Origin of the sequence: Hyalangium sp. (assembly GCF_045802625.1) — a bacterium.
Taxonomy (GTDB): Bacteria; Myxococcota; Myxococcia; order Myxococcales; family Myxococcaceae; genus Hyalangium.
In genome coordinates, this window is the sequence record NZ_JBJMQP010000132.1 from 41,806 (window position 1) to 61,015 (window position 19,210).

General features: G+C 68.6%; 17 protein-coding genes. 10 read left to right on the forward strand and 7 right to left on the reverse strand.

Features of this window, described 5'->3' with window-relative positions:
- The first annotated feature begins 164 nt into the window (after positions 1 to 164).
- On the forward strand, positions 165 to 734 hold the full coding sequence (locus ACJ8AT_RS24715; RefSeq protein ID WP_407740300.1) for a tetratricopeptide repeat protein: 570 nt from the start codon (positions 165 to 167) through the stop codon (positions 732 to 734).
- A 25-nt stretch (positions 735 to 759) separates the two neighbouring features.
- Here the strand turns inward: ACJ8AT_RS24715 and pheA are convergent, their stop codons facing one another.
- A complete protein-coding gene (gene pheA, locus ACJ8AT_RS24720; RefSeq protein ID WP_407740301.1) occupies positions 760 to 1,578 on the reverse strand; it encodes a prephenate dehydratase in 819 nt (272 codons plus the stop codon).
- Positions 1,571 to 2,710 (reverse strand): bifunctional chorismate mutase/prephenate dehydratase, encoded by a 1,140-nt coding sequence (locus tag ACJ8AT_RS24725; RefSeq protein ID WP_407740302.1) that lies wholly within the window; start codon positions 2,708 to 2,710, stop codon positions 1,571 to 1,573. Before ACJ8AT_RS24725 ends, pheA begins: the two co-directional genes overlap by 8 nt.
- Positions 2,711 to 2,880: 170 nt before the next feature.
- Between ACJ8AT_RS24725 and ACJ8AT_RS24730 the strand changes: the two genes are divergently transcribed.
- A complete protein-coding gene (locus ACJ8AT_RS24730; RefSeq protein ID WP_407740303.1) occupies positions 2,881 to 3,450 on the forward strand; it encodes a periplasmic heavy metal sensor in 570 nt (189 codons plus the stop codon).
- 7 nt (positions 3,451 to 3,457) lie between these two features.
- On the opposite strand, the gene ACJ8AT_RS24735 is transcribed toward ACJ8AT_RS24730, so the two are convergent.
- The 5 genes from ACJ8AT_RS24735 to ACJ8AT_RS24755 all read right to left on the reverse strand — a co-directional run bounded on the left by ACJ8AT_RS24735 (position 3,458) and on the right by ACJ8AT_RS24755 (position 9,893).
- The gene (locus ACJ8AT_RS24735) at positions 3,458 to 5,050 is read right to left on the reverse strand and encodes an amino acid permease (protein WP_407740304.1); all 1,593 of its coding nucleotides are present in this window, start codon (positions 5,048 to 5,050) and stop codon (positions 3,458 to 3,460) included.
- 35 nt (positions 5,051 to 5,085) lie between these two features.
- Positions 5,086 to 5,514 carry an EVE domain-containing protein gene (locus tag ACJ8AT_RS24740; RefSeq protein WP_407740305.1) on the reverse strand — a complete coding sequence of 143 codons (429 nt, stop codon included), beginning with the start codon at positions 5,512 to 5,514 and terminating at the stop codon, positions 5,086 to 5,088.
- A 60-nt stretch (positions 5,515 to 5,574) separates the two neighbouring features.
- The gene (locus ACJ8AT_RS24745) at positions 5,575 to 7,614 is read right to left on the reverse strand and encodes an amylo-alpha-1,6-glucosidase (RefSeq protein ID WP_407740306.1); all 2,040 of its coding nucleotides are present in this window, start codon (positions 7,612 to 7,614) and stop codon (positions 5,575 to 5,577) included.
- Positions 7,611 to 9,500: a malto-oligosyltrehalose trehalohydrolase gene (gene treZ / locus ACJ8AT_RS24750; protein ID WP_407740307.1), complete on the reverse strand. Its 1,890-nt coding sequence runs from the start codon at positions 9,498 to 9,500 to the stop codon at positions 7,611 to 7,613. Before treZ ends, ACJ8AT_RS24745 begins: the two co-directional genes overlap by 4 nt.
- Positions 9,501 to 9,698: 198 nt before the next feature.
- Positions 9,699 to 9,893, reverse strand: coding sequence for a hypothetical protein (locus tag ACJ8AT_RS24755; protein ID WP_407740308.1), 195 nt, complete (start codon positions 9,891 to 9,893; stop codon positions 9,699 to 9,701).
- Between the two features lie 368 nt (positions 9,894 to 10,261).
- Here ACJ8AT_RS24755 and ACJ8AT_RS24760 point away from each other — a divergent pair, with 368 nt between their 5' ends.
- The 8 genes from ACJ8AT_RS24760 to ACJ8AT_RS24795 all read left to right on the forward strand — a co-directional run bounded on the left by ACJ8AT_RS24760 (position 10,262) and on the right by ACJ8AT_RS24795 (position 19,209).
- Positions 10,262 to 10,834, forward strand: coding sequence for a polysaccharide biosynthesis/export family protein (locus tag ACJ8AT_RS24760; protein WP_407740309.1), 573 nt, complete (start codon positions 10,262 to 10,264; stop codon positions 10,832 to 10,834).
- A gap of 59 nt (positions 10,835 to 10,893) precedes the next feature.
- The gene (locus tag ACJ8AT_RS24765; protein ID WP_407740336.1) at positions 10,894 to 12,033 is read left to right on the forward strand and encodes a hypothetical protein; all 1,140 of its coding nucleotides are present in this window, start codon (positions 10,894 to 10,896) and stop codon (positions 12,031 to 12,033) included.
- Positions 12,034 to 12,058: 25 nt separating this feature from the next.
- Positions 12,059 to 13,468 (forward strand): GumC family protein, encoded by a 1,410-nt coding sequence (locus ACJ8AT_RS24770; RefSeq protein ID WP_407740310.1) that lies wholly within the window; start codon positions 12,059 to 12,061, stop codon positions 13,466 to 13,468.
- Positions 13,469 to 13,498: 30 nt separating this feature from the next.
- Positions 13,499 to 14,236 carry a CpsD/CapB family tyrosine-protein kinase gene (locus tag ACJ8AT_RS24775; RefSeq protein ID WP_407740311.1) on the forward strand — a complete coding sequence of 246 codons (738 nt, stop codon included), beginning with the start codon at positions 13,499 to 13,501 and terminating at the stop codon, positions 14,234 to 14,236.
- 101 nt (positions 14,237 to 14,337) lie between these two features.
- A complete protein-coding gene (exoE, locus tag ACJ8AT_RS24780; RefSeq protein ID WP_407740312.1) occupies positions 14,338 to 15,708 on the forward strand; it encodes a polyisoprenyl-phosphate hexose-1-phosphate transferase ExoE in 1,371 nt (456 codons plus the stop codon).
- Between the two features lie 65 nt (positions 15,709 to 15,773).
- Positions 15,774 to 16,850: a uridine diphosphate-N-acetylglucosamine-binding protein YvcK gene (yvcK, locus tag ACJ8AT_RS24785; protein WP_407740313.1), complete on the forward strand. Its 1,077-nt coding sequence runs from the start codon at positions 15,774 to 15,776 to the stop codon at positions 16,848 to 16,850.
- A gap of 74 nt (positions 16,851 to 16,924) precedes the next feature.
- On the forward strand, positions 16,925 to 18,043 hold the full coding sequence (locus ACJ8AT_RS24790; RefSeq protein ID WP_407740314.1) for a GNAT family N-acetyltransferase: 1,119 nt from the start codon (positions 16,925 to 16,927) through the stop codon (positions 18,041 to 18,043).
- Entirely contained in the window at positions 18,031 to 19,209 is a 1,179-nt protein-coding gene (locus ACJ8AT_RS24795; protein WP_407740315.1) for a DegT/DnrJ/EryC1/StrS family aminotransferase, read from the forward strand. Before ACJ8AT_RS24790 ends, ACJ8AT_RS24795 begins: the two co-directional genes overlap by 13 nt.
- Position 19,210: the final 1 nt, after the last annotated feature.

Genomic DNA, 19,210 nt, shown 5'->3' on the forward strand with positions numbered 1-19,210 from the left:
GGTTTCTCGATATCCACATTTTCAGGCCGTGATGTGACGAGTTATTAGCGGGACTTCCTGCTCGGAGCGGAGGACGGGGGGGAGCGTCTTTTCAGGCCGCTTCCCGCCTGTCAGGCTTGCCGGATGGCCGTGATGCGCGCGGCCATGGGCTCGAGAGGGAAGCGATGTCTCAGTCTCACAAGCTGCTCGCTGCTTTCAACGAGGGTGTGAACCGCTCGACTGCCGGGGATCACCAGGCCGCCATCCACGCCTTCGACAAGGTGCTCGATGAGGACCCCAAGCACAGCCCAGCGCTGAGCGCCAAGGGCTTCTCGCTGGCGAGGCTGGGCCGGCCCTCGGAGGCGCTGCATTGCTTCGAGCGCGCCATCGAGCTGGAGCCGTCCATCGCGGACAACTACCGCCACGCCGCGCTGTGCCAGCTCGAGCTGGACGAGCCCGAGGAGGCCTCCACCTTGCTGGAGCGCGCCTTCCAGCTCAACCCCGAGCCTCCCTACCGCGAGGCCGCGGCCACCGAGATCTTCACCCTGGGCGAGTCGCTGCTGTCCCGAGGCTCCCGGCGTGTGGACAAGGCGCGCTACCGTCACGCCCGCCACGCGTTCGAGCTCGCGCTCGAGTATCACCCGGCCTACGTGGACGCGGCGCGAGCCCTGGCGGACGTCTGGACCCATCTGGGAGATGCCGAGCGAAGCAGCCACTACACGCACCTGGCCGCGCGCCTGCGGCCGGCGGGCTGAGCCGCCCGATTCGAGGCGAGGAGCCTCAATCCGCGACGCGGTAGCTGCCCAGCACCCGGAACGAGCCGCACAGGAGCGAGGCCGCATCGAGCGCCTCGCCGACTCGCGGCTCATCGCTCGAGCCTTCCAGATCCAAGCAGAAGATGTAGTCCCAGGGACGCCGCAGCGGACGCGGCTCCACGCGGATCACGTTCAGGCCCCGCGTGGCGAACACACCCAGCAGGGCGTGGAGCGCGCCCGGCGTGTTCTCCAGGGTGAAGCTCACCGACGTCTTGCTCCGGGAGCCCGACAGCTTCGGCACCGCGCCCAGCGAGATGAACCGGGTGTAGTTGTTCAGGCCATCCTGGATGCCTTCCTGCACCACCGTCAGGCCATAGAGCTCCGCCGCGGTCCGGCTCGCGATGGCGCCGGTGTTCGGTGGCTTCTGCTCCGAGACCTTCTTGGCGCTGCCCGCGGTGTCCACGTCCGCCACGGGAGTGATGCCGTGCTGGCGCAGGAAGCCCGCGCACTGGGCCAGCGCCTGGGGATGGGAGTGGACGCGGCGGATGTCCGCCAGTCCCAGCCCGGCCGGAGCCAGCAGACAGTGCTGGATGCGCAGCGACAGCTCGCCCGTCAACGGCACCGAGAACTCCAGCAGCAGATCCACGTTGTCCAGGACCGACCCGGCCAGCGAGTTCTCCACCGGCACCACGCCTCCATCCACCCGGCCCGAGATCACCGCCTCGAAGACGGCGCGGAAGCTGGGGCAGGGCACGGCCTCCACACCTGGACCGAAGAAGGCTCGGGTGGCCTCCTCGCTGTAGGCGCCCCGCTCGCCCTGGAAGGCAATTCGTGGACTAGCCATGCTCGCTCCCCGCTCGCGGATAGGTCCCCAGCACTCGCATCGCCGAGGTGAGCGGCTCGAGATCCTGGAGCGCCGCCACCATCGACGCCGAGGCCGCGTGCCCCTCCAGGTCCAGGTAGAAGCGGTATTCCCACGGCTGGCCGGGGATGGGGCGGGACTCCAGCTTGGCCACGTTCACCCCTCGCTGCGCCAGCGCCGTGAGCACCTGCCCGAGCGTTCCCGGCCGGTGCTCCAGCACGATCGTGAGGGTCGTCTTGCACGGCACATCCGGCGGAACGGGCGTGGCCTCGCGGGCCAGCTCCACGAAGCGCGTGTAGTCCCCCGAGGCCTGCTGGATGTCTCGCACCAGCACCTGCAACCCGAAGCGCTGGGCCGCGGTCTCACTGGCGATGGCCGCCACCGTGGGATCATGGCGCTCGCGCACCTTGAGGGCCGCGCCGCTGGTGTCGGACTCGGGGAGGGGACGGATCCAGGGCACCTTGCGCAGGAAGGCCTCGCACTGCGCCAGCGCCTGCGGATGGGACAGCACCGTGCGGAGGTCCTCCAGCCGCGCGCCTGGCAGGCCCAGCAGCCGGTGGTCCACCTGGCTGAGCAGCTCCCCGATGATGGTCACCCCGCCGTCGGCGAGCAGATCATACGTCTCGCTCACGCTCCCCGCGGAGGTGTTCTCGATGGGCAGCAGCGCCAGATCCAGCTCGCCCCGGCGCAGGGAGTCCAGCACCTCGCGAGCGGTCTCGAAGCCGTTGAGGAGGACACCCCCGGGACGGCCCGTGTAGCGCTGGCGAGCGGCGATGTGGCTGTAGGAACCCTCGATACCCGGGTAGCCCACCCGCAGGGGAGTGGTATCCAGCCGCTGGATGAGCGACTGCTGCCGCGCGACGGACATGTCCATGATGAGCCGGTAGATGCGCTCGATCTCGTGGGGATCCAGGCCGTGGGAGGTCGCCGCCTCGCGGACCTTGCGCAGGACGAGATCCTCCCGCGTGGGATCCCTCAAGGGAGAGGCCGCGGCCAGCTTGGTGCGGGCGATGTCATCCGCGAGATCCATTCGCCGCCGAAGAGCGTCCAGGATCTCCGCATCGATGCGCTCGATGCCGATTCGAAGGGTCTCCAGGTCCGGAAGTTCCGCCATGGAGGAGTTACTATACGGTCGCGGAATCCGGTGCGAGCACTAGAGAGGCCCCCCCCGGAGAAATGAGGTCCAGTGCCTGACGGCTCGCGGGGCACGTAAGGATTTCTTCAGTTCTAGAGGCTTCAATCACCCTCGAGCTGCTTTCCTCCTGACCCAGCCGGAGCTTCGCGATGACCCTGAAACCCCTTTCATTCCTTGCCCTCGCGGTGGTGCTGTGCGCCATTCCCGCCGCGGCCCAGTCCCAGGACGGCGAGGGTGCCGTGGATTGGGGCGGAGCGTCGGCCAGGCCACCGCCGCCCATGCCTCCGCCGCCTCCCGGACCGCACATGATGGGGCCGCCCATGTTCGCCCATGGCATCCCTCCGCAAGTCGTCGACAAGCTCGGGCTGTCGAAGGATGTCGTGCAGCGCATCCAGGAGCTCACCTTCGAGGCGGACGGTCAGCTCATCACCCTGGAGGCCGACCTCAAGCGAGCCCATCTGGAGCTGGACAAGCTGCTGCACTCGTCCAACCCGAACGAGAACGCCGTGATGCAGCAGGTCGAGGCGGTCGGGCGCGCGGAGACAGCGGTCCACAAGAACCGCGTGGGGCTGATGCTGCAGATCCAGCGGATCCTGGGGCCGGACGCCTGGCAGAAGCTCCAGGCCGAGATGGGTGACATGCGGCGCGAGTTCCATAGGCCGCCGCCCCGCCCCGGTCCCCAGGAGGACGGCGCTCGGCCTCCCGAGCCGCGCAAGTAGCCGCCGCTCAGGCGGTGGTCCTCACCTCGGGGACGGCTTCGGTGCGGGGAGCCTCATCGATCGTCCGGATGGGGCCCTTGAACCAGTGCCGGGCCGAGGCGTACCACCAGATCGTGATCGCCAGCAGCACCCCGCCCGCGAGGATCGGCGCGTAGTTCACGTCGTACCAGGTGAAGGCGGGGTTGCCCGGTACCGCTGACGGCAGGAAGGGCAGGCAGAAGTAGACCGAGACGAGGACGATCTCCACCACCGCGACCATGCACATCCACTTGTAGTGCCGGCCGAGCGTCCACGGACCGGGCCGGAAGCTCTCACCGGCCCTCAGCCGCAGGTAGATGGGGATGAGGAAGGCCAGGTACAGCCCGATCACCGCGATGGACACCACCGCGTAGAACGCGACGGGGATGCCCGCGGGGCTCTTGTAGAGCGCCGGCAGGGTGATCAGCACGGAGATGATCGACGAGGCAATCACCGCGTTCACCGGCACCCCGGTCTTGGGGTGGACCTGGTTCCAGAGCCTGCTGCCGGGCACGGCGCCGTCGCGGCTGAAGGCGAACATCATCCGGGAGGTGCTCGTCATGCAGGCGATCGCGCAGAAGACCTGGCCGACCGTGGAGATCAGCATCACGGCCTTGAACATGGCGGCCGGGAGCGCGGAGGCGAAGATGGCGGTGACCTGCCCGGCCCCGTACCCGTTCGCCGGATCGTTGATGAACTTCGTGTCCTTGGCGACGAACAGGAAGGCCAGGAGCAGGATCCACCCGCCGATCGCCGAGTAGAAGATCGACTGCCAGATGCCGCGCGCCGCCGTGGTCGCCGCGCCATGCGTCTCCTCGGACAGGTGCGCCGAGGCGTCGAAGCCGGTGATGGTGTACTGGGTGAGCAGGAAGCCCAGCGGCAGCACGTACCACCAATACATGCCGTCGGAGAAACCGGAGTTGTTGATCCGCTCGGTGAAGACGAACGAGGGCGACTGGTACTCCTTCGCGGTGAGCAGGAGGATCGCCACCACCGCCGCCGAGCCGAACACGTGCCAGTAGGCGGAGATGTTGTTGAGCACCGCCAGCAGGTGCGAGCTGAAGATGTTGAGCAGCGCCACCACGACCATCAGCACCAGGAACAGCGCGAACGCCTGGAGCAGCGCATCCCCGCCGAGCGTGGTGGTCCACGTGGTGGAGAACAGGCCGAGGGTGACGTTCATGAAGGTGGCGCAGGCGTAGACCACCGAGGCGGTGACCGCGATGAGCCCGATCAGGTTGAGCCAGCCGGTGTAGAAGCCGGCGCGCGGGCCGCCGAGCTTGGCCGCCCACCAGTAGATCCCGCCCGCGGTGGGGAAGGCCGAGACCAGCTCGGACATGCAGAGTCCGATGATCAGAATGAACACGGAGATGAGTGGCCAGCCCCAGGTGATCGCGATCGGGCCGCCGTTGTTCCACGCCTGGGCGAACGTGGTGAAGCAGCCGGACAGGATCGAGATGATCGAGAAGGAGATCGCGAAGTTCGAGAACCCGGACCAGGTCCGCTTGAGCTCCTGTTTGTAGCCGAGCTCGGCGAGCCTCTTCTCGTCCTCGTTGAGCGGAGTGTTGTTGATGTCGGCCACAGGTCCCCCGTTTGCGCGTAGCGGCTCTTTATAGCTCACCTCGGCAGAGCCGTCTTCCCGAGCTTGAGGATGAGCTTGAAGTGTTCAGCGCTGACCGGCACCACGCTGATCCGGCTGCGGGTGAGGAGCTGAATGTCCTTCAGCGCGGCGGTCTTCTTGAAGGTGGCCAGCTCCACGGGCTCCTTGAAGGCGACCACGGGGGCGATCTCGACCGAGGCCCAGTCCTCACCGGGCGCCGTGGGGTCCTCGCCCGCCGCGGTGAGGACCTTGGCCACGCCCACCACGGCCTTGCCCACGTTCGAGTGGTAGTAGAGGCACAGGTCCCCCGGCTTCATGGCCCGGAGGTTGTTGCGCGCCTCGAAGTTGCGCACGCCCGTCCAGTCGGTCTTCCGATCCTTCTCGAGCTGGGCGTACGCGTAGACGGAGGGCTCACTCTTGATCAGCCAGTACTGGGTCTTCGCCATGGCGGCGCACTCTACCCGTACGGTAGGGAGACGCGAGCGCTCCGTTGCCCTTCATGCGGCTCAGGTGACGTGGGTCTTGAGGAAGACGCGCAGCGCCTCCGCCACGCTCCAGGCCTGCGCGATGCACCCGCGCGGCCGGTAGGGCTCCGTCGCGTCGAAGATCTCGCTGATCTGCCCCACGCCCGCGTGCTCCAGGTGCTCCTGCAAGCCCGTGAGCAGCGCGCGCGCCGCCTTGATGTCCGGGTTCACCTTCAGCGTCGCGTCGATGTAGTGCCCGATCAGCCAGCCCCACACCGTGCCCTGGTGGTAGGCCGCGTCCCGCGCCCGCAGGTCCCCGTCGTAGTTGGCCTTGTAGTCCGGGTGCCCCGGCGCCAGGCTCCGCAGCCCGACTGGCGTCAGGAGCTCCCTGCGCACCACCTCCACCACCGCCTCCCACCGCTCGCGCCGCAGCACCGGGTGCCGCAGTGAGATCGAGAAGATCTGGTTGGGCCGGATGGCCGGATCGTCCTTCCCGTTCTCTCCATCCACCACGTCGAGCAGGCAACTGGCGGCCGGGTTCCAGAAGCGCTTGTTGAAGCTGCCGTAGACCCGCTCGGCCGCGCCCATGTAGGGCGCTGGATCCTTGCCGAGCCGCTCGGCCCAGGTGGCCATCAGCCGCAGCGCGTTGAACCAGAGCGCGTTGATCTCCACCGCCTTGCCGCGCCGGGGCGTCACCACCCAGCCGTCCACCTTGGCATCCATCCAGGTGAGCTGGTAGCCCTCCTCGCCCTGCCGCAGCAGCCCGTCCGCCGGATCCACGCCGATGTGGAAGCGCGTGCCCCGCATGTGGTGCTCCACGATGCTGGCCAGCGTGGGGAACATGTCCTTCAGGATCTCCGTGTCCCGAGTGAGCTCCACGTAGCGGTCCACCGAGTGGAAGAACCACAGCGTCGCGTCCGCCGTGTGGTACACGCCCTCGTTCTCGCCGTCCGGGAAGTAGTTGGGGATGAGCCCATCCTTCACGTATTGCTGGAAGGTGCGCAGGATGGCCTCCGCCTCCCGGGTGCGCCCCGTGCACAGGGTGAGCCCCTCGAGCGAGATCATCGTGTCCCGGCCCCAGTCCGTGAACCAGTGGTAGCCGGCGATCACGCTGCGCGCGTCCTGGCCCATCGAGCGCGCCCAGGCGCTGTCCATGGGGCGCATCGGGTCGATGATGAACTGATCCGCCGCGAGCACCATCCGTGCGGGCACTCCACCGCGGGCCTCCGACGGAGCCCGGGCCAGCAGCTTCCGCTCGCGCTCCTGCTCCAGCTCGAAGGTGTGCCAGGGATCCCGGTCCAGCACGCACCAGTCCTCCGTCGTGACGCCCAGCGCCAGGGGCGCTCCGGGCCCCACCTTGCACTCGAAGTAGCCCGGGCTGTGCTGGACCTCCGTGTAGTCGTATCCGCGCGCCCGCTCCGTCCGGTAGAGCAGGGGCTGCGAGCTCTGCGGCAGGCCCACGAAGGGCATGGGGCAGCTGGCATGGAGGCGCAGCCGCATGGGCGGCGCGTCCGGCGTGGCTTGTAGCTCCACGCGCTGGCCCTGGAGGTGGACCATGGGCTCGTGCGTGTTGCTGGGGATGGGCGCATCATGCGGCCGCGCCACGGGGAAGGGCCGCAGGCTCAGGTGGATCTCCGGCCCGGACAGGTGCTCCCACGCCACGAAGAGGGTGTTCTCCCCGTGCACCAGCATCAGCTTGCGGCGCAGCCGCGAGGGGCCGAGCTGGTACTCCCAGACCGGGATCAACCCCTCCAGGTGGAAGCTGCGCAGCAGGGGCACTCCCTCCTGGAGGATGTGGCCGTCCGCGTGCTCCTCGCTGCCGAGCGGATACACCTGGCCGTTCACCTGGGCCTGCTCCACCAGGCGGGCGAGCAGCACGGTGCGGCCACGCTCGGGCAGGGTGGGGACGAACAGGCCGTGGTAGCGGCGGGTGTTGCAGCCCGGCACGGTGCCCGAGGCGTAGCCTCCTCGCCCGTTGGTCACCAGCCACTCCTGGCTGATGACGTCCGAGAACGCCGGTCCGCTCGTCCAATCGAACCCCAGGCGGGGCAGGGCAGGGGCTGGATTGTTCACAGGGGTCACGCTGGGTTCTCCTCGGCGCTCGCGAGCACGAGCGCTGTCTGTCCTGGAACGCGCAGCCTTCCCTCGCCGGGGAGTGGGGGTGCGCCCATGCCGCCGAAGCGGACCTGCTCTGAAGACAGAAGGGGCCTCCAGATCTTTCCCGGCTCCGGCGCCAGGAGCGGCTCCGGGCACGGCTCCAGGTCCAACCCCGTGCCCAGGTTGAGCAGGAGCAGGCGGTCGCCCTCCTGCCCGTTGCCGAAGTAGCGCAGCACCAGGGCGTGCTGGGACAACACCGCTCCCGCGAGGCGGCTTGGGTCCTGCGCCGCGAACACCGGATCCTCCCGGCGCAGCCGCAGCAGCTCCCGGTGCAGCGCCAGCGCCTCCGCGTTCCGCGTGCGCTCGGACCAGTCCAGCTTGGAGGCTCGGAAGGCCTCCTCTCCGATGGGCATCTCGTGGCCCTCTACCTCCAGGGCCTGGCGGGCGCTGGGGAACTGGGAGAGGAACTCATAGCGCCCCTTGTGGACGAGCTGCTGCAGCTCCGGCTTGTGATCCACGAAGTAGAGGAAGGGCGACGAGGCGAAGAACTCCTGTCCCATGAAGAGCATGGGCGTCTGCGGCAGCAGCAGCAGCAGCGTCGTCAGCGCGCGGGCCCGCGCGTACCCCGCCACGACGTGGAGCCGTTGACCGCGCAGCGTGTTGGCGAGCTGATCGTGGTTCTGCAGGTAGAAGATGATCTGCTCGGGGGGCGTGCGCAGCAGCGGTGAGCCCCGGCGCTTCTTCTGCCAGGTGTAGTACTGCCCCTGGTACAGCGAGTTGCGCAGCGCGCAGGACAGCAGCTCCTGGGCCGTGCCGCAGTAGTCCTTGAGGTACGCCTCGGAGCGCCCCACGGAGGCCACTCGCGCCGAGTGGTGGAAGTCGTCCACCCAGATGGCATCCGCGCCATAGCCACCGCGCTCCTTGGGGGCTACCACCCGCACGTCCTGGGGCTCGCTCTCGCCGATGAGGAGGATGCTCCGGGAGCCCACGGTGGCGCGCGTCTTCTCGACGAGCTCCCGGATGATGTGCGTGGGCGACGCGTCGTAGAGGCTCTGGGTCGCGTCCAGGCGCAGCCCGTCGAAGTGGTACTCGGAGATCCAGAGGCAGGCGTTCTGGACGAAGAAGTCCCGAGAGGGGCCTGCCGCCTCCCCGTCATCGAAGTTGGTGGGATCGCCCCACTCGTTGGGATACTTCGCGTTGAAGTACCCCTGGGAGTACTGGGACAGGTAGTTCCCGTCCGGGCCGAGGTGGTTGTAGACGACGTCCAGGATGATGCCGAGCCCCAGCCGGTGGGCCTCATCCACCAGCCGCCGCAGCTCATCCGGCTCGCCATACACGGCGCAGGGTGCGAAGAGCGCCACCCCGTCGTAGCCCCAGTTGTAGCGGCCCGGGAAGGTGTGAAGCGGCATCAGCTCCACAACCGTGACGCCCAGCTCCTGGAGCAGGGGCAGCTTCGCCGCCGCGGCCGCATAGGTTCCTTCCGGAGTGAAGGTGCCGACGTGCAGCTCGTAGACGACCTGGCCCTTCATGGAGGAGAGGCCTCGCCACGCCGAGTCGGTCCAGGCGAAGCGGTTTGGATCCACGACTCGGGAGGGGCCATGCGGGCCCTCGGGCTGGAAGCGCGAGCAGGGATCCGGGTACGTGTCCCCGCCATCCAGTTGATACTTATAGAGGGCGCCTGCTGGGACCGGGTGGGTTCCCTCGAAGTAGCCGTCGGCGGCCTGCTCGAGCGGCAGGCAGCGCAGCCCGCTGGCATGGTGCAGGCAGACCTCCACGTGCTTGCGCCGGGGAGCCCAGACGCGAAAGCGGGTACGCCCATCGCCCAGGAACTGAGCGCCGAGGGTGGGTTGGGACGAGGTGGTGGAGCTCAATGGCCCTCCGGCAGGCACGCTTCGCCGAAGGGAAGTTGGTGGCGAACGCACTTACCGTGAAGCGCGCAGACGGGAACTCCAGGCGCTCGCCTGGTTGCCCCCACTTCCGCAAAGCGCTGTCGTGCTCCGGGGGAGTTCCTCGGTCATCCGGATCAAGGAACTCCGCGCCGGTAAAAATTCGGGTGAGGCTCGTGCGGCTCAGGCCTCCTTGGCCAGGCCCTCGGCCGGCGCCCCCAGCTTGCCCTGCAGCACCGCGCTGCCGGCATAGAGGCTCACGCCCACCAGCCCCAGCACCGCCGCCTCCGACAGAGGGCCGAGCACCGTGCCCAGCACCGCCATCGCCGCTCCGCCCGTCATGAACGCCGCCACCATCGCCGCCGCCGCCTTCCTCATCGAACACCCTCTCCATCTACAGGCCGATTGGCCGTTGAACCTGCCTTCTCTCCTTTCAATCCACGTGCCGTGCTCGATCGTGGGAGATGGGAATGCCCGCGGGTACGAGAGGGAAAATCTTTCCCATCCTGGGGACTGATCCCTGGAACGTGACAGGAAGATCGCCCGTCGCGCTCCCGAAAATTTTCCCGAACCCCGAGGCATCTCCGCCCAGGGCACCGCGCAACCCTCCGCGATCCATTGGTTTTCCTTCTCGGGAAGGCGTGGCACGCCCGGTGCTACGGCAACCTCGCCGAAGGCATTGGCTCTGTGCCGCTCGTTGGGCGGTGGAGCAAGTAGCGGACACACGGATGGAGGAGAGGCGAACAATGGGCAAGACGCGGGCGAGTTTCTGGGCGGTGGTGGGCGTGCTGCTCCTGGCGGGGTGCGCCCACACGCCGGCGATGAAGGTGGATAACTCGGAGCAGCCGTACCGCATCGGCCGCGAGGACGTGGTGGATGTGGCGGTGTGGAGGGATCCGGATCTGTCTCGCACCTTGCCGGTGCGTCCGGATGGCTACATCTCCATGCCGATGACGGGGGATGTGCTGGCCGCGGGCAAGACGCCCACCGAGCTGGCTGACGAGATCAAGGGGCGGCTGCAGCCGTACGTCCAGGAGCCCCGCGTCACCGTCATCGTCCGGGAGGTGAACAGCAGCCGCATCTTCGTCACCGGCGAGGTGGCCCACCCGGGCGCCTATCCGCTGCGCGGGCGCGTCTCGCTGGTGCAGGCGATTGCCCTGGCGGGTGGCTTCACGGACTTCGCCAACTCGGACGGCATCACCGTCATCCGCACCGATGGGCAGGGCGGGAAGATCCCCGTGCGCTACACGGATCTGGTCTCTCCGGATGGCGCTCAGGACGTGATGCTGCGTCCGGGTGACACCATCGTCGTGCCGTGAGGCGGGTGAGCGGGGCTGAGGGCGAGGGGCGAGGGATGCGGGCAAGGAGGGCGGCGATGATGGGTGGCGTGAGGAGACTCTTGGCGGCGTGCGGACTGCTCGCCGGCCAGGCCGCGCTGGCGGGGACGGTCCTGGACCCTTCGCTGAAGATCACCGCGGAGGAGCGCTACGACGACGACTTCCGGCTCGCCGAGGGGACGGGAGGGCAGCTGATGACCAAGCTGTCTCCGCGGTTCGGGCTGGAGGTGAAGGATCCGCGCACCACGAGCGAGGCCTTCTATTCGGCGGACCTGCTCGTGCGGCACGGCTCGGGCAACGCATCGCTGGATCACCGGGGCGGGCTGACGCTGGGCCACGAGCTGTCCCGGCGGCTCAAGCTGGACTTCACCGGCAAGCTGTTCCGGGTGACGGATCCCACGTCCCTGCCGCGCGAGGGCGTGGCGCGCTCGCTGTCGCCCACCCTCTACGGGCAGGCGAAGCTCAGCGTGACGGAGCGCGCCACCGAGCGGCTGGATCTCAAGGCCAGCTACGCGTTCGAGGGCGCCAAGGTGTACGAGGAGGGCCGCGCGCCCGGCTTCGTCCACACGCCCTCCGTCGAGGCCTGGTACCACGAGACGCGGCGGCTGAGCCTGGGGCTCGAGTACCGCTACCAGGGCTTTCTGTTCGAGAACCAGTTCTCTCACGCGCAGGGCGCCTTCGCGGGCCTGCGCTACCGGCTGACAAGGCCCACGACGCTGACGGTGCGTGGCGGGCCCGTGCTCTACACCTCGCCCGAGGGGCAGTCCGGGTGGCTGCCGCGCGTGGCGGTGGGGCTGGAGCGGGACGGAGAGCTGTTGGATCTGGGCGTGTCCGCGGGACATGACCTGGTGGGCGCCAGTGGCTTCACCAACGCGCTGTGGGCGGACTACGCCTCGGTGATGGTGTCCCGGCGCTTCGATGACCGGCTGTCCGCTCACGCGGCGGCCAGCTACTTCCGTAACGGTCGCGCCCCGAATGAAGGGGCCTTCCGGTGGAACGAGTCGCCGTATGTGTCGCAGGGCTATGCAGTGGGAGGCAGCGTTGATTACCGGCTGACCCGGGAAGTGACGCTGCAGGGGGCCGTGGATCGTATCGCCCAGGTGGGCGCGGGGGACGTGGCGGCTGGGGTGGACCTGGCTCGCAACGTGCTTGCTGTTCGGTTGGTGGTCTCGGCTTGGTAGTGCACCTGAGGAGGAGGAGCAGAACATGGAGCGTGGGATGACGGCGGACCAGGTGCTGGTAGCCCTGTGGCGCCGCAAGGCCCTGGTAGGGGCCATCGCAGCAGCGGTGTTCGCGGTGGGGGCGGCCGTCGTGATGACCCGGCCGAGCATGTACGAGGCGTCTTCGGTGGTCCGCGTGGAGCCTCAGCGGCCCAGTGAGGAGATGGTCCAGCACACCGTGAGCGAGCTGATTGAACAGCGCTTGCTCACCGTGCGCCAGGAGCTGATGGCGCGGCCCGTGCTGGAGAAGGCCATCCAGGAGCTGAACCTCTACCCGGACATCGTCTCGGAGAAGGGGATGGATGCCGCCGTCTCGCAGATGCGCAAGGATCTGACGGTGAAAGTCGAGGGGGAAAACGCCTTCGAGCTGACGTACGCGAACAGGGATCCGCAGGTGGCCTCGAACGTGGCCAACCGCCTGCCGGCCATCTTCGCGGAGGAGACGCTCAAGCTGCGCCAGGCTCAGGCCGCTCGCGCCACCTCGCTCTTCACCGAGGAGATGGAGGCGCTGTCCAAGAGCGTGAGCACCTGGGAGAAGCGCATTACCCAGTTCAAGGTGGAGCACATGGGCGAGCTGCCCGAGCAGCTCGAGATGAACATGCGCGGCCTGGAGCTGGTGGGCCATGAGCTGCAGACCAAGTCCGAGGAGCTGCGCGTGGCCGAGGGCCGGCGCTCGGATCTGGCCCGGGCCCGCAACGCCGCTGACAGCGAGGCCGGCCGCCTGGAGGCCGCCGAGAATGGGCTCACCCGTGAGCTCGTCGCCGCGCGCACCACCTGGACGGAGGATCACCCCGAGGTCAAGCGCCTGCAGAACGAGCTGGACTCCATGGCCTCCAAGCGCAAGGACGCCGAGGGCCGCATGGTGGCCGAGCGCCAGGAGCGCGCCCGGGTCGCCGACGTGATCTCCGGCATCCAGAACGACATCAAGGAGCTGCAGAAGAAGGCGGAGATGTACCAGAAGCGCCTGGACACCACGCCGCGCTGGGCCCAGGAGCTGGCGGTGATGAACCGGGACTACGAGATCGCCCGGACCAAGTACCAGAGCGTGGTGTCCCGCAAGGTGGAGGCGGAGATCGCCGAGGAGCTGGAGGCCAAGAGCTCCAAGAGCCTCTTCAACGTCATCTCTCCCGCGGGCGTGCCCACCATCCCGGCCCGGCCGGATCGCTTCGGCGGCCTGCTCATCTCGTTCCTGATCGCCCTGGGTGCGGGCGTGCTCACCGGGGTGGTGCTCGAGATGCGCGACGACAGCATCCGCGATGGCCACGAGCTGCGCGAGCGGCTCACCTTGCCGGTGCTGGCGGTGGTCCCGAACATGCAAGGGAAGACGGAGAAGCGGGTGCTGATGCCCACGTCATCGGCGCGGAACGGGATTTCTTCCCCGACCACGTTGAACTGAGGCTGAAAAAAGGAAGCTGAGGAGATGGAAATGGATAGGACGATGGAGCGGGCGGGCAACTTCCTTCCTCGAGTGGACGAGTCGGCGGGAAACCCGAATGCAGTGGATCGCCGGATGGTGACGCTGACGGCTCCGGCCTCGGCCGCCGCGGAGCAGTTCCGCACGCTGTACTACCGGCTGGAGCGGATGCGCGAGGTGAAGCCGATGAAGGTGATCGCCTTCACCTCCGCCCTGCCCGGCGAGGGCAAGACGGTGACGGCGGTGAACCTGGCGCTGGCGGCGGCCAAGGCCAACACCGAGCGGCGCATCCTGCTGATCGACGCGGACCTGCGCCGCAGCCAGGTGGGCTCGGTGCTGGGCATCCGCGGCAAGACGGGCCTGGCGGAGCTGCTGGCCGGTGAGTGCGATGTCCGGGATGTGGTGCGCCGCTTCAACGCGACGCGCCTGGCGGTCATCCCGGCCGGCAGCACGCCGGAGGAGCCCACGCAGGTGCTGGCCAGCAGCCGGATGAAGCAGTTCCTCCAGGCGGTGCGTGAGAACTTCGATGAGGTCTACATCGATCTGCCTCCCACGCTGCCGTTCGCGGACGCCTCCATCCTGAGCCACCTGGCGGACGGGGTGCTCATGGTGGTCCGGGCCAACGCCACGCCGACCAAGGCGGTCAACCTGGCGGTGGAGCAGCTGGGCGGCGCACCCATCCTGGGCTGCGTGCTGAACGGGGCGGAGGTGAACACCGCTCCGTATCTGAAGAACTACATCAAGAAGTAGGGCCGGTGGCACCCCACCGCTCCCTGCCAGTCCGGGGGGAGCGGTGGGAGATGTCCCAAGTCTTTGATGTCTCGGTGTGGCGGGTGGGTCGGAGGGTGCACGTGCTTCGGGTTTTCCATCACTACTTTTCTGCCAAGAAGCTCACGTTCTTTCTCGCGGAGAGCTCGGCAATCGCGCTGGCTTGTGTCCTGGGCGCCGCGGGCTGCGCGTGGATGTTCGCCCCCGCGGGGACGCGCCCACCGTTGGGGACGATGCTGCCGACGCTGCTGACGCTGAGCGCGGCGTTCGTCCTCACCTTCCAGTTCACGCTGTATCTGCTGGATCTCTACGATTTGCGCGTGGCCGCCGAGGATCGCCAGCGCGGCTACCGCTTCCTCAAGGCGGCGGGTGTCACCGCGGGGCTGGTGGGCGTGGGCATGCTGGCGATGGCGCTGGTGTTCCCGGTGCAACTGCCTCCCGGGACGCTGCTGGGCGGCGCGATGGGCGCCCTGGCCGGCACGCTGACGGTGCGCGTGGCCATCCATGCCCTGGTCGGCCAGCCCTCGCCGGTGCTCCTCATTGGAGACGGCGTGAAGGCTCGGGCCGTGATGAAGGCCATCGAGGAGGGCGGCGAGGGCAGCTACAAGGTCGTCGCCATGGTGGACCCGCGCCGCGAAGGGGTGGGGCCGCTGGATGAGATGGCCCGGCGCCTGAAGGCCCAGTACGTGGTGCAGGCCGCGGACGACATGCGCGGCGCCAACTGGGTGGAGGGGCTGCTGCGCTGCCGGCTCGATGGGCGGCTGGTGTACGAGGCCACCGGGTTCTGCGAGCGCGTGCTGCGCCGCTTCCCGGTGCAGTTCCTGCGCGCCAGCGACTTCGCCTTCGCGGACGAGCTGACCCAGTCGGCGATGCGGCGGGCCTTCAAGCGGGTGTTCGACATCCTCGTGGCGTCGCTGCTCCTGTTGCTGGCCTCGCCCGTGCTGCTGCTGGTGGCGCTGGCCATCAAGCTCGACTCGAAGGGCCCGGTCTTCTACCGGCAGGAGCGGGTGGGCCTGGGCGGCAAGTCCTACTGGCTGTGGAAGTTCCGGAGCATGCGCACGGACGCGGAGAAGAACGGCGCGGTGTGGGCTCGGGCGAATGACGATCGTGTCACCCGCGTGGGCCGCTTCATCCGCAAGACGCGCATGGATGAGATTCCCCAGGTGTTCAACGTGCTGGTGGGGGACATGAGCTTCGTGGGGCCTCGGCCCGAGCGCCCCGTGTTCGTCGAGCAGCTCAAGCAGCAGATTCCCTTCTATGGGCTGCGCGAGGCGGTCAAGCCAGGCATCACCGGGTGGGCGCAGATCCGCTACCCGTACGGCGCCTCGGTGGAGGACGCGCGCAACAAGCTGGAGTTCGATCTGTACTACGTGAAGAACGGGTCGCTGTTCCTGGACATCGGGATCATCTTCCACACCGTGCGGCACGTGCTGCTCGGGCGCGGCGCGAGGTAACGAGGGCAGCGGGCAGTGGAGTGGGGTAGGGCATCTTGGTCGAGTGGGCGGGAAGGGGTTGGGCAATGTCGGTCATGGATCTGGATTCGTCTCTCCAGGAGACGCGGGGCAAGGATGCGAAGGCCGCCCGGCAGCAGAGGCGGAACGAGCTGCTGCGGCCTCACGTGGATCGCCCTACTCGCATCGTCGCGATGGGCGGTGGCACCGGGCTGCCGATGGTGCTCCGCGGGCTGGCGCGCAAGGCGGAGCCCAAGGCCGGGGATCCCGGCGTGGACATCACCGCCGTCGTCACCATGAGCGATGATGGAGGAAGCTCGGGCCGGCTGCGCCGCTCGCACGGGGCGCTGCCTCCGGGAGACATCCGCAACTGCCTGGTGGCGCTCACGGGCGGCAACAACGCGCTCGCCGAGGTGTTCCAGTACCGGTTCGGTGGCGCGAAGGGCCTGGCCGGGCACGCCGTGGGCAACCTGCTGATTGCCGCCCTGGCGGAGCTCAAGGGCGACTTCCTGGAGGCGGTGCGCGTCTCCGGCGAGATGCTGGGGGCGAAGGGCCGGGTGCTGCCGTGCACGCTGGCTCCCGTGCAGCTCGTGGCGAAGATGGATGACGCCACCGAGGTGGTGGGCGAGCGCAACATCGTCCGCGCCCAGGGCCGCGTGCGCCGGGTGTCGCTAAGCCCACGCTCTCCGCCGCCCTCCGAGGGGCTGCTGGAGTCCATCCACACCGCGGAGCTCATCGTCATCGGGCCGGGCTCGCTGTACTCGAGCGTCATCCCCAACCTGCTGGTGGATGGGGTGGCCCAGGCGCTCCAGGAGACGCGGGCGCTCAAGGTCATGGTGTCCAACCTCATGACCCAGCCCGGAGAGACGGACGGCATGAGCTGCCTGGACCATGTCCGAGCGGTCATCGAGCACGTCGGCCCGGTGCTGGACGCGGTGCTCATCAACGGCACTCCTCCTCTCCAGGAGGCCATCCAGCGCTACTCGCACAAGGGCGCCTATGTCATCCCGGTGAACCGTCGCGAGCTCATCACCGCCGGTGTCGTTCCCGTGGAGGCGGATCTCCTCAAGGAGGGGTCCAAGATCCGACACGACAGCCGGAAGGTGGCTCGCTGCCTGCTGAAGATGGCGCGCTGCGGCTTGTAGCCCGCCCCGGCCATTCCCACCTTGCCTGCGCGCGGCCGCCCTGAGGTGTCCGCGCCTTCGGGAGTCCTGCACACATGGAAGCCAGAAAGCTCTCGCCCGCACCGAGTGTCCAGGAGGTCACGGACCGGGCCGCGTTCATGGCGCTCGAGCCCGAGTGGAACGCGCTCGTGGACGCCACCTCCAACGAGCTCTTCTATCGCCACGAGTTCCTGCGCATCTGGATCGACAACTTCGCGCCCTCGGCGCGCCTGCGGATCCTCACGCTGAGAGATTCCGAGGGGCGCCTGACGGCGGCGCTGCCGTTGATGGCCGAGCGGACGACGATGTACGGCATCCCCGTGCGGCAGCTGGCCGCGACGGCCAATCCGCACTCGTGCCGGTTCGATCTGATCGCCCACGAGCCCGAGGCCGCCGCGGCGATGTTCCTCTCCTGGCTGCGCATGAGCCGGGACTGGGACGTGCTGCGGCTGACGGATGTGCCCGAGGGCGGCGCGGGCTGGGGCCTGCTCGAGGAGGCCAAGAACGCGAAGCTGGCCACGGGAGTCTGGGATTCGCTCCAGTCGCCCTACGTGCCGCTGCCCTCCACGTGGGAGGCCTACCAGGCCACGTTGCAGTCCAAGTTCAAGGCCAACTGCCGCAGGCGGCGCAAGAAGCTGGAAGAGAAGGGCCAGGTCAAGTTCGAGCGCGTGGACGGCGGCCTGGATCTGGAGAGCAAGCTCGAGGAGGGCTTCGCGCTCGAGCAGAGCGGGTGGAAGGGCGAGCGCGGCACGGCGATGGCGCAGTCCGCGAGCACTCGCGGCTTCTACACGGAGCTGGCTCGGGACGCGGCGTACTCGGGGCGGCTGTCGCTCTACTACCTGCGCCTGGACGGGCGGCCGGTGGCCTTCCAGTACGGCCTCACCTACGGCGGGCGCTACTTCCTGCTCAAGCCCGGCTACGACGAGAGCCTCAAGGAGTGCAGCCCGGGCCAGCTCCTGATGGACGAGGTGCTGGCGGACTGCATCTCGCGCGGCCTGCGTGAGTTCGACTTCCTGGGGCCGGACATGGTGTGGAAGCGCGACTGGACGGACAAGGTCCGGCGCCACCACTGGCTCTTCATCTTCAACGACTCCGCCTTCGCGCGCGCGCTCGGCGCGGCGAAGTTCCGGTGGGTCCCCACGGCGAGAGAGGTGGTGGCGCGATGGAAGAAGTGATCTTGGACCAGAAGCTGTTCGTCCCCTCCCTGCCCACGCTCTGGCCGAGCATGCTGTGGAGCCGGAAGCAGACGGCCGCCTTCCAGCCGTTCTGCGCGCCGAACGTGCGCTACTTCTACTTCGCTCGGAACGCCGTCTGGCTCACGGTGAAGATGCTGGGGCTGGACAAGGGCGAGGTGCTCATGCCGGCCTATCACCACGGCGTGGAGGTGGAGGCCGTGGTGGACGCGGGCGCCATGCCGCGCTTCTACCGGGTGGGCTCGCGCTGGAACGTCGATCTGGAGGACGTGGAGCGGAAGATCGGCCCGAGGACCCAGGCGCTCTACCTCATCCACTACGCGGGCTTCCCGGGCCCGGCGGCGCAGATGCGCGAGATCGCCGACCGCCACGGGCTGCCGCTCATCGAGGACTGCGCGCTGTCGCTGCTGTCCGCGGACGGCACGGTGCCGCTGGGCACCACGGGGGACGTGGGCATCTTCTGCCTCTACAAGACGCTGCCCGTGCCCAACGGCGGCGCGCTGACCATCAACGGCCCCAGGCAGTACAGCCTGCCGGAGCCTCCCGCGCCGCCGGCGAGCTCGACGTTCAGCCACACCGTCTCCGCGCTGCTGCAGAACCTGGAGCTGCGCGGTGGAGCGATGGGCCGAGGGCTGCGCCGGGCCATCCGCGGCCTGGGGCATGGCACGGTGAAGGCCGCCAACATCGAGCGCGTGGCCACCGGCACGCAGCACTTCAACCGGGACCACGTGGACCTGGGCATGAGCCCGCTGACCAAGCGCATCGCCCTGGCGCAGGACCTGGAGGGCATCGTCGAGACGCGGCGGCGCAACTACTTCTTCCTGCTCGGGCGGCTGCGCGATGTGTCCACGCCGCTGTTCAACCAGCTCCCGCCGGGCGTGTGCCCGCTCTTCTATCCGCTGGTGGTGCAGGACAAGGCCGAGGTGATGGCGAAGCTGCACGAGCAGGGCATCGACGCCATCGACTTCTGGAAGCGCTTCCACCCGGCCTGCGATCCGGCGGAGTTCCCCGAGGTGGCGGAGCTGCGGCGCTCCATCGTGGAGATCCCCTGCCACCAGGACCTGAGCCCCGAGGTGATGGCCAGCGTGGCCACGGCGGTCCGCGAGGCCTTGAAGCTGGATCGCCGCTCCCGCAAGCGCGCGGGCTGAT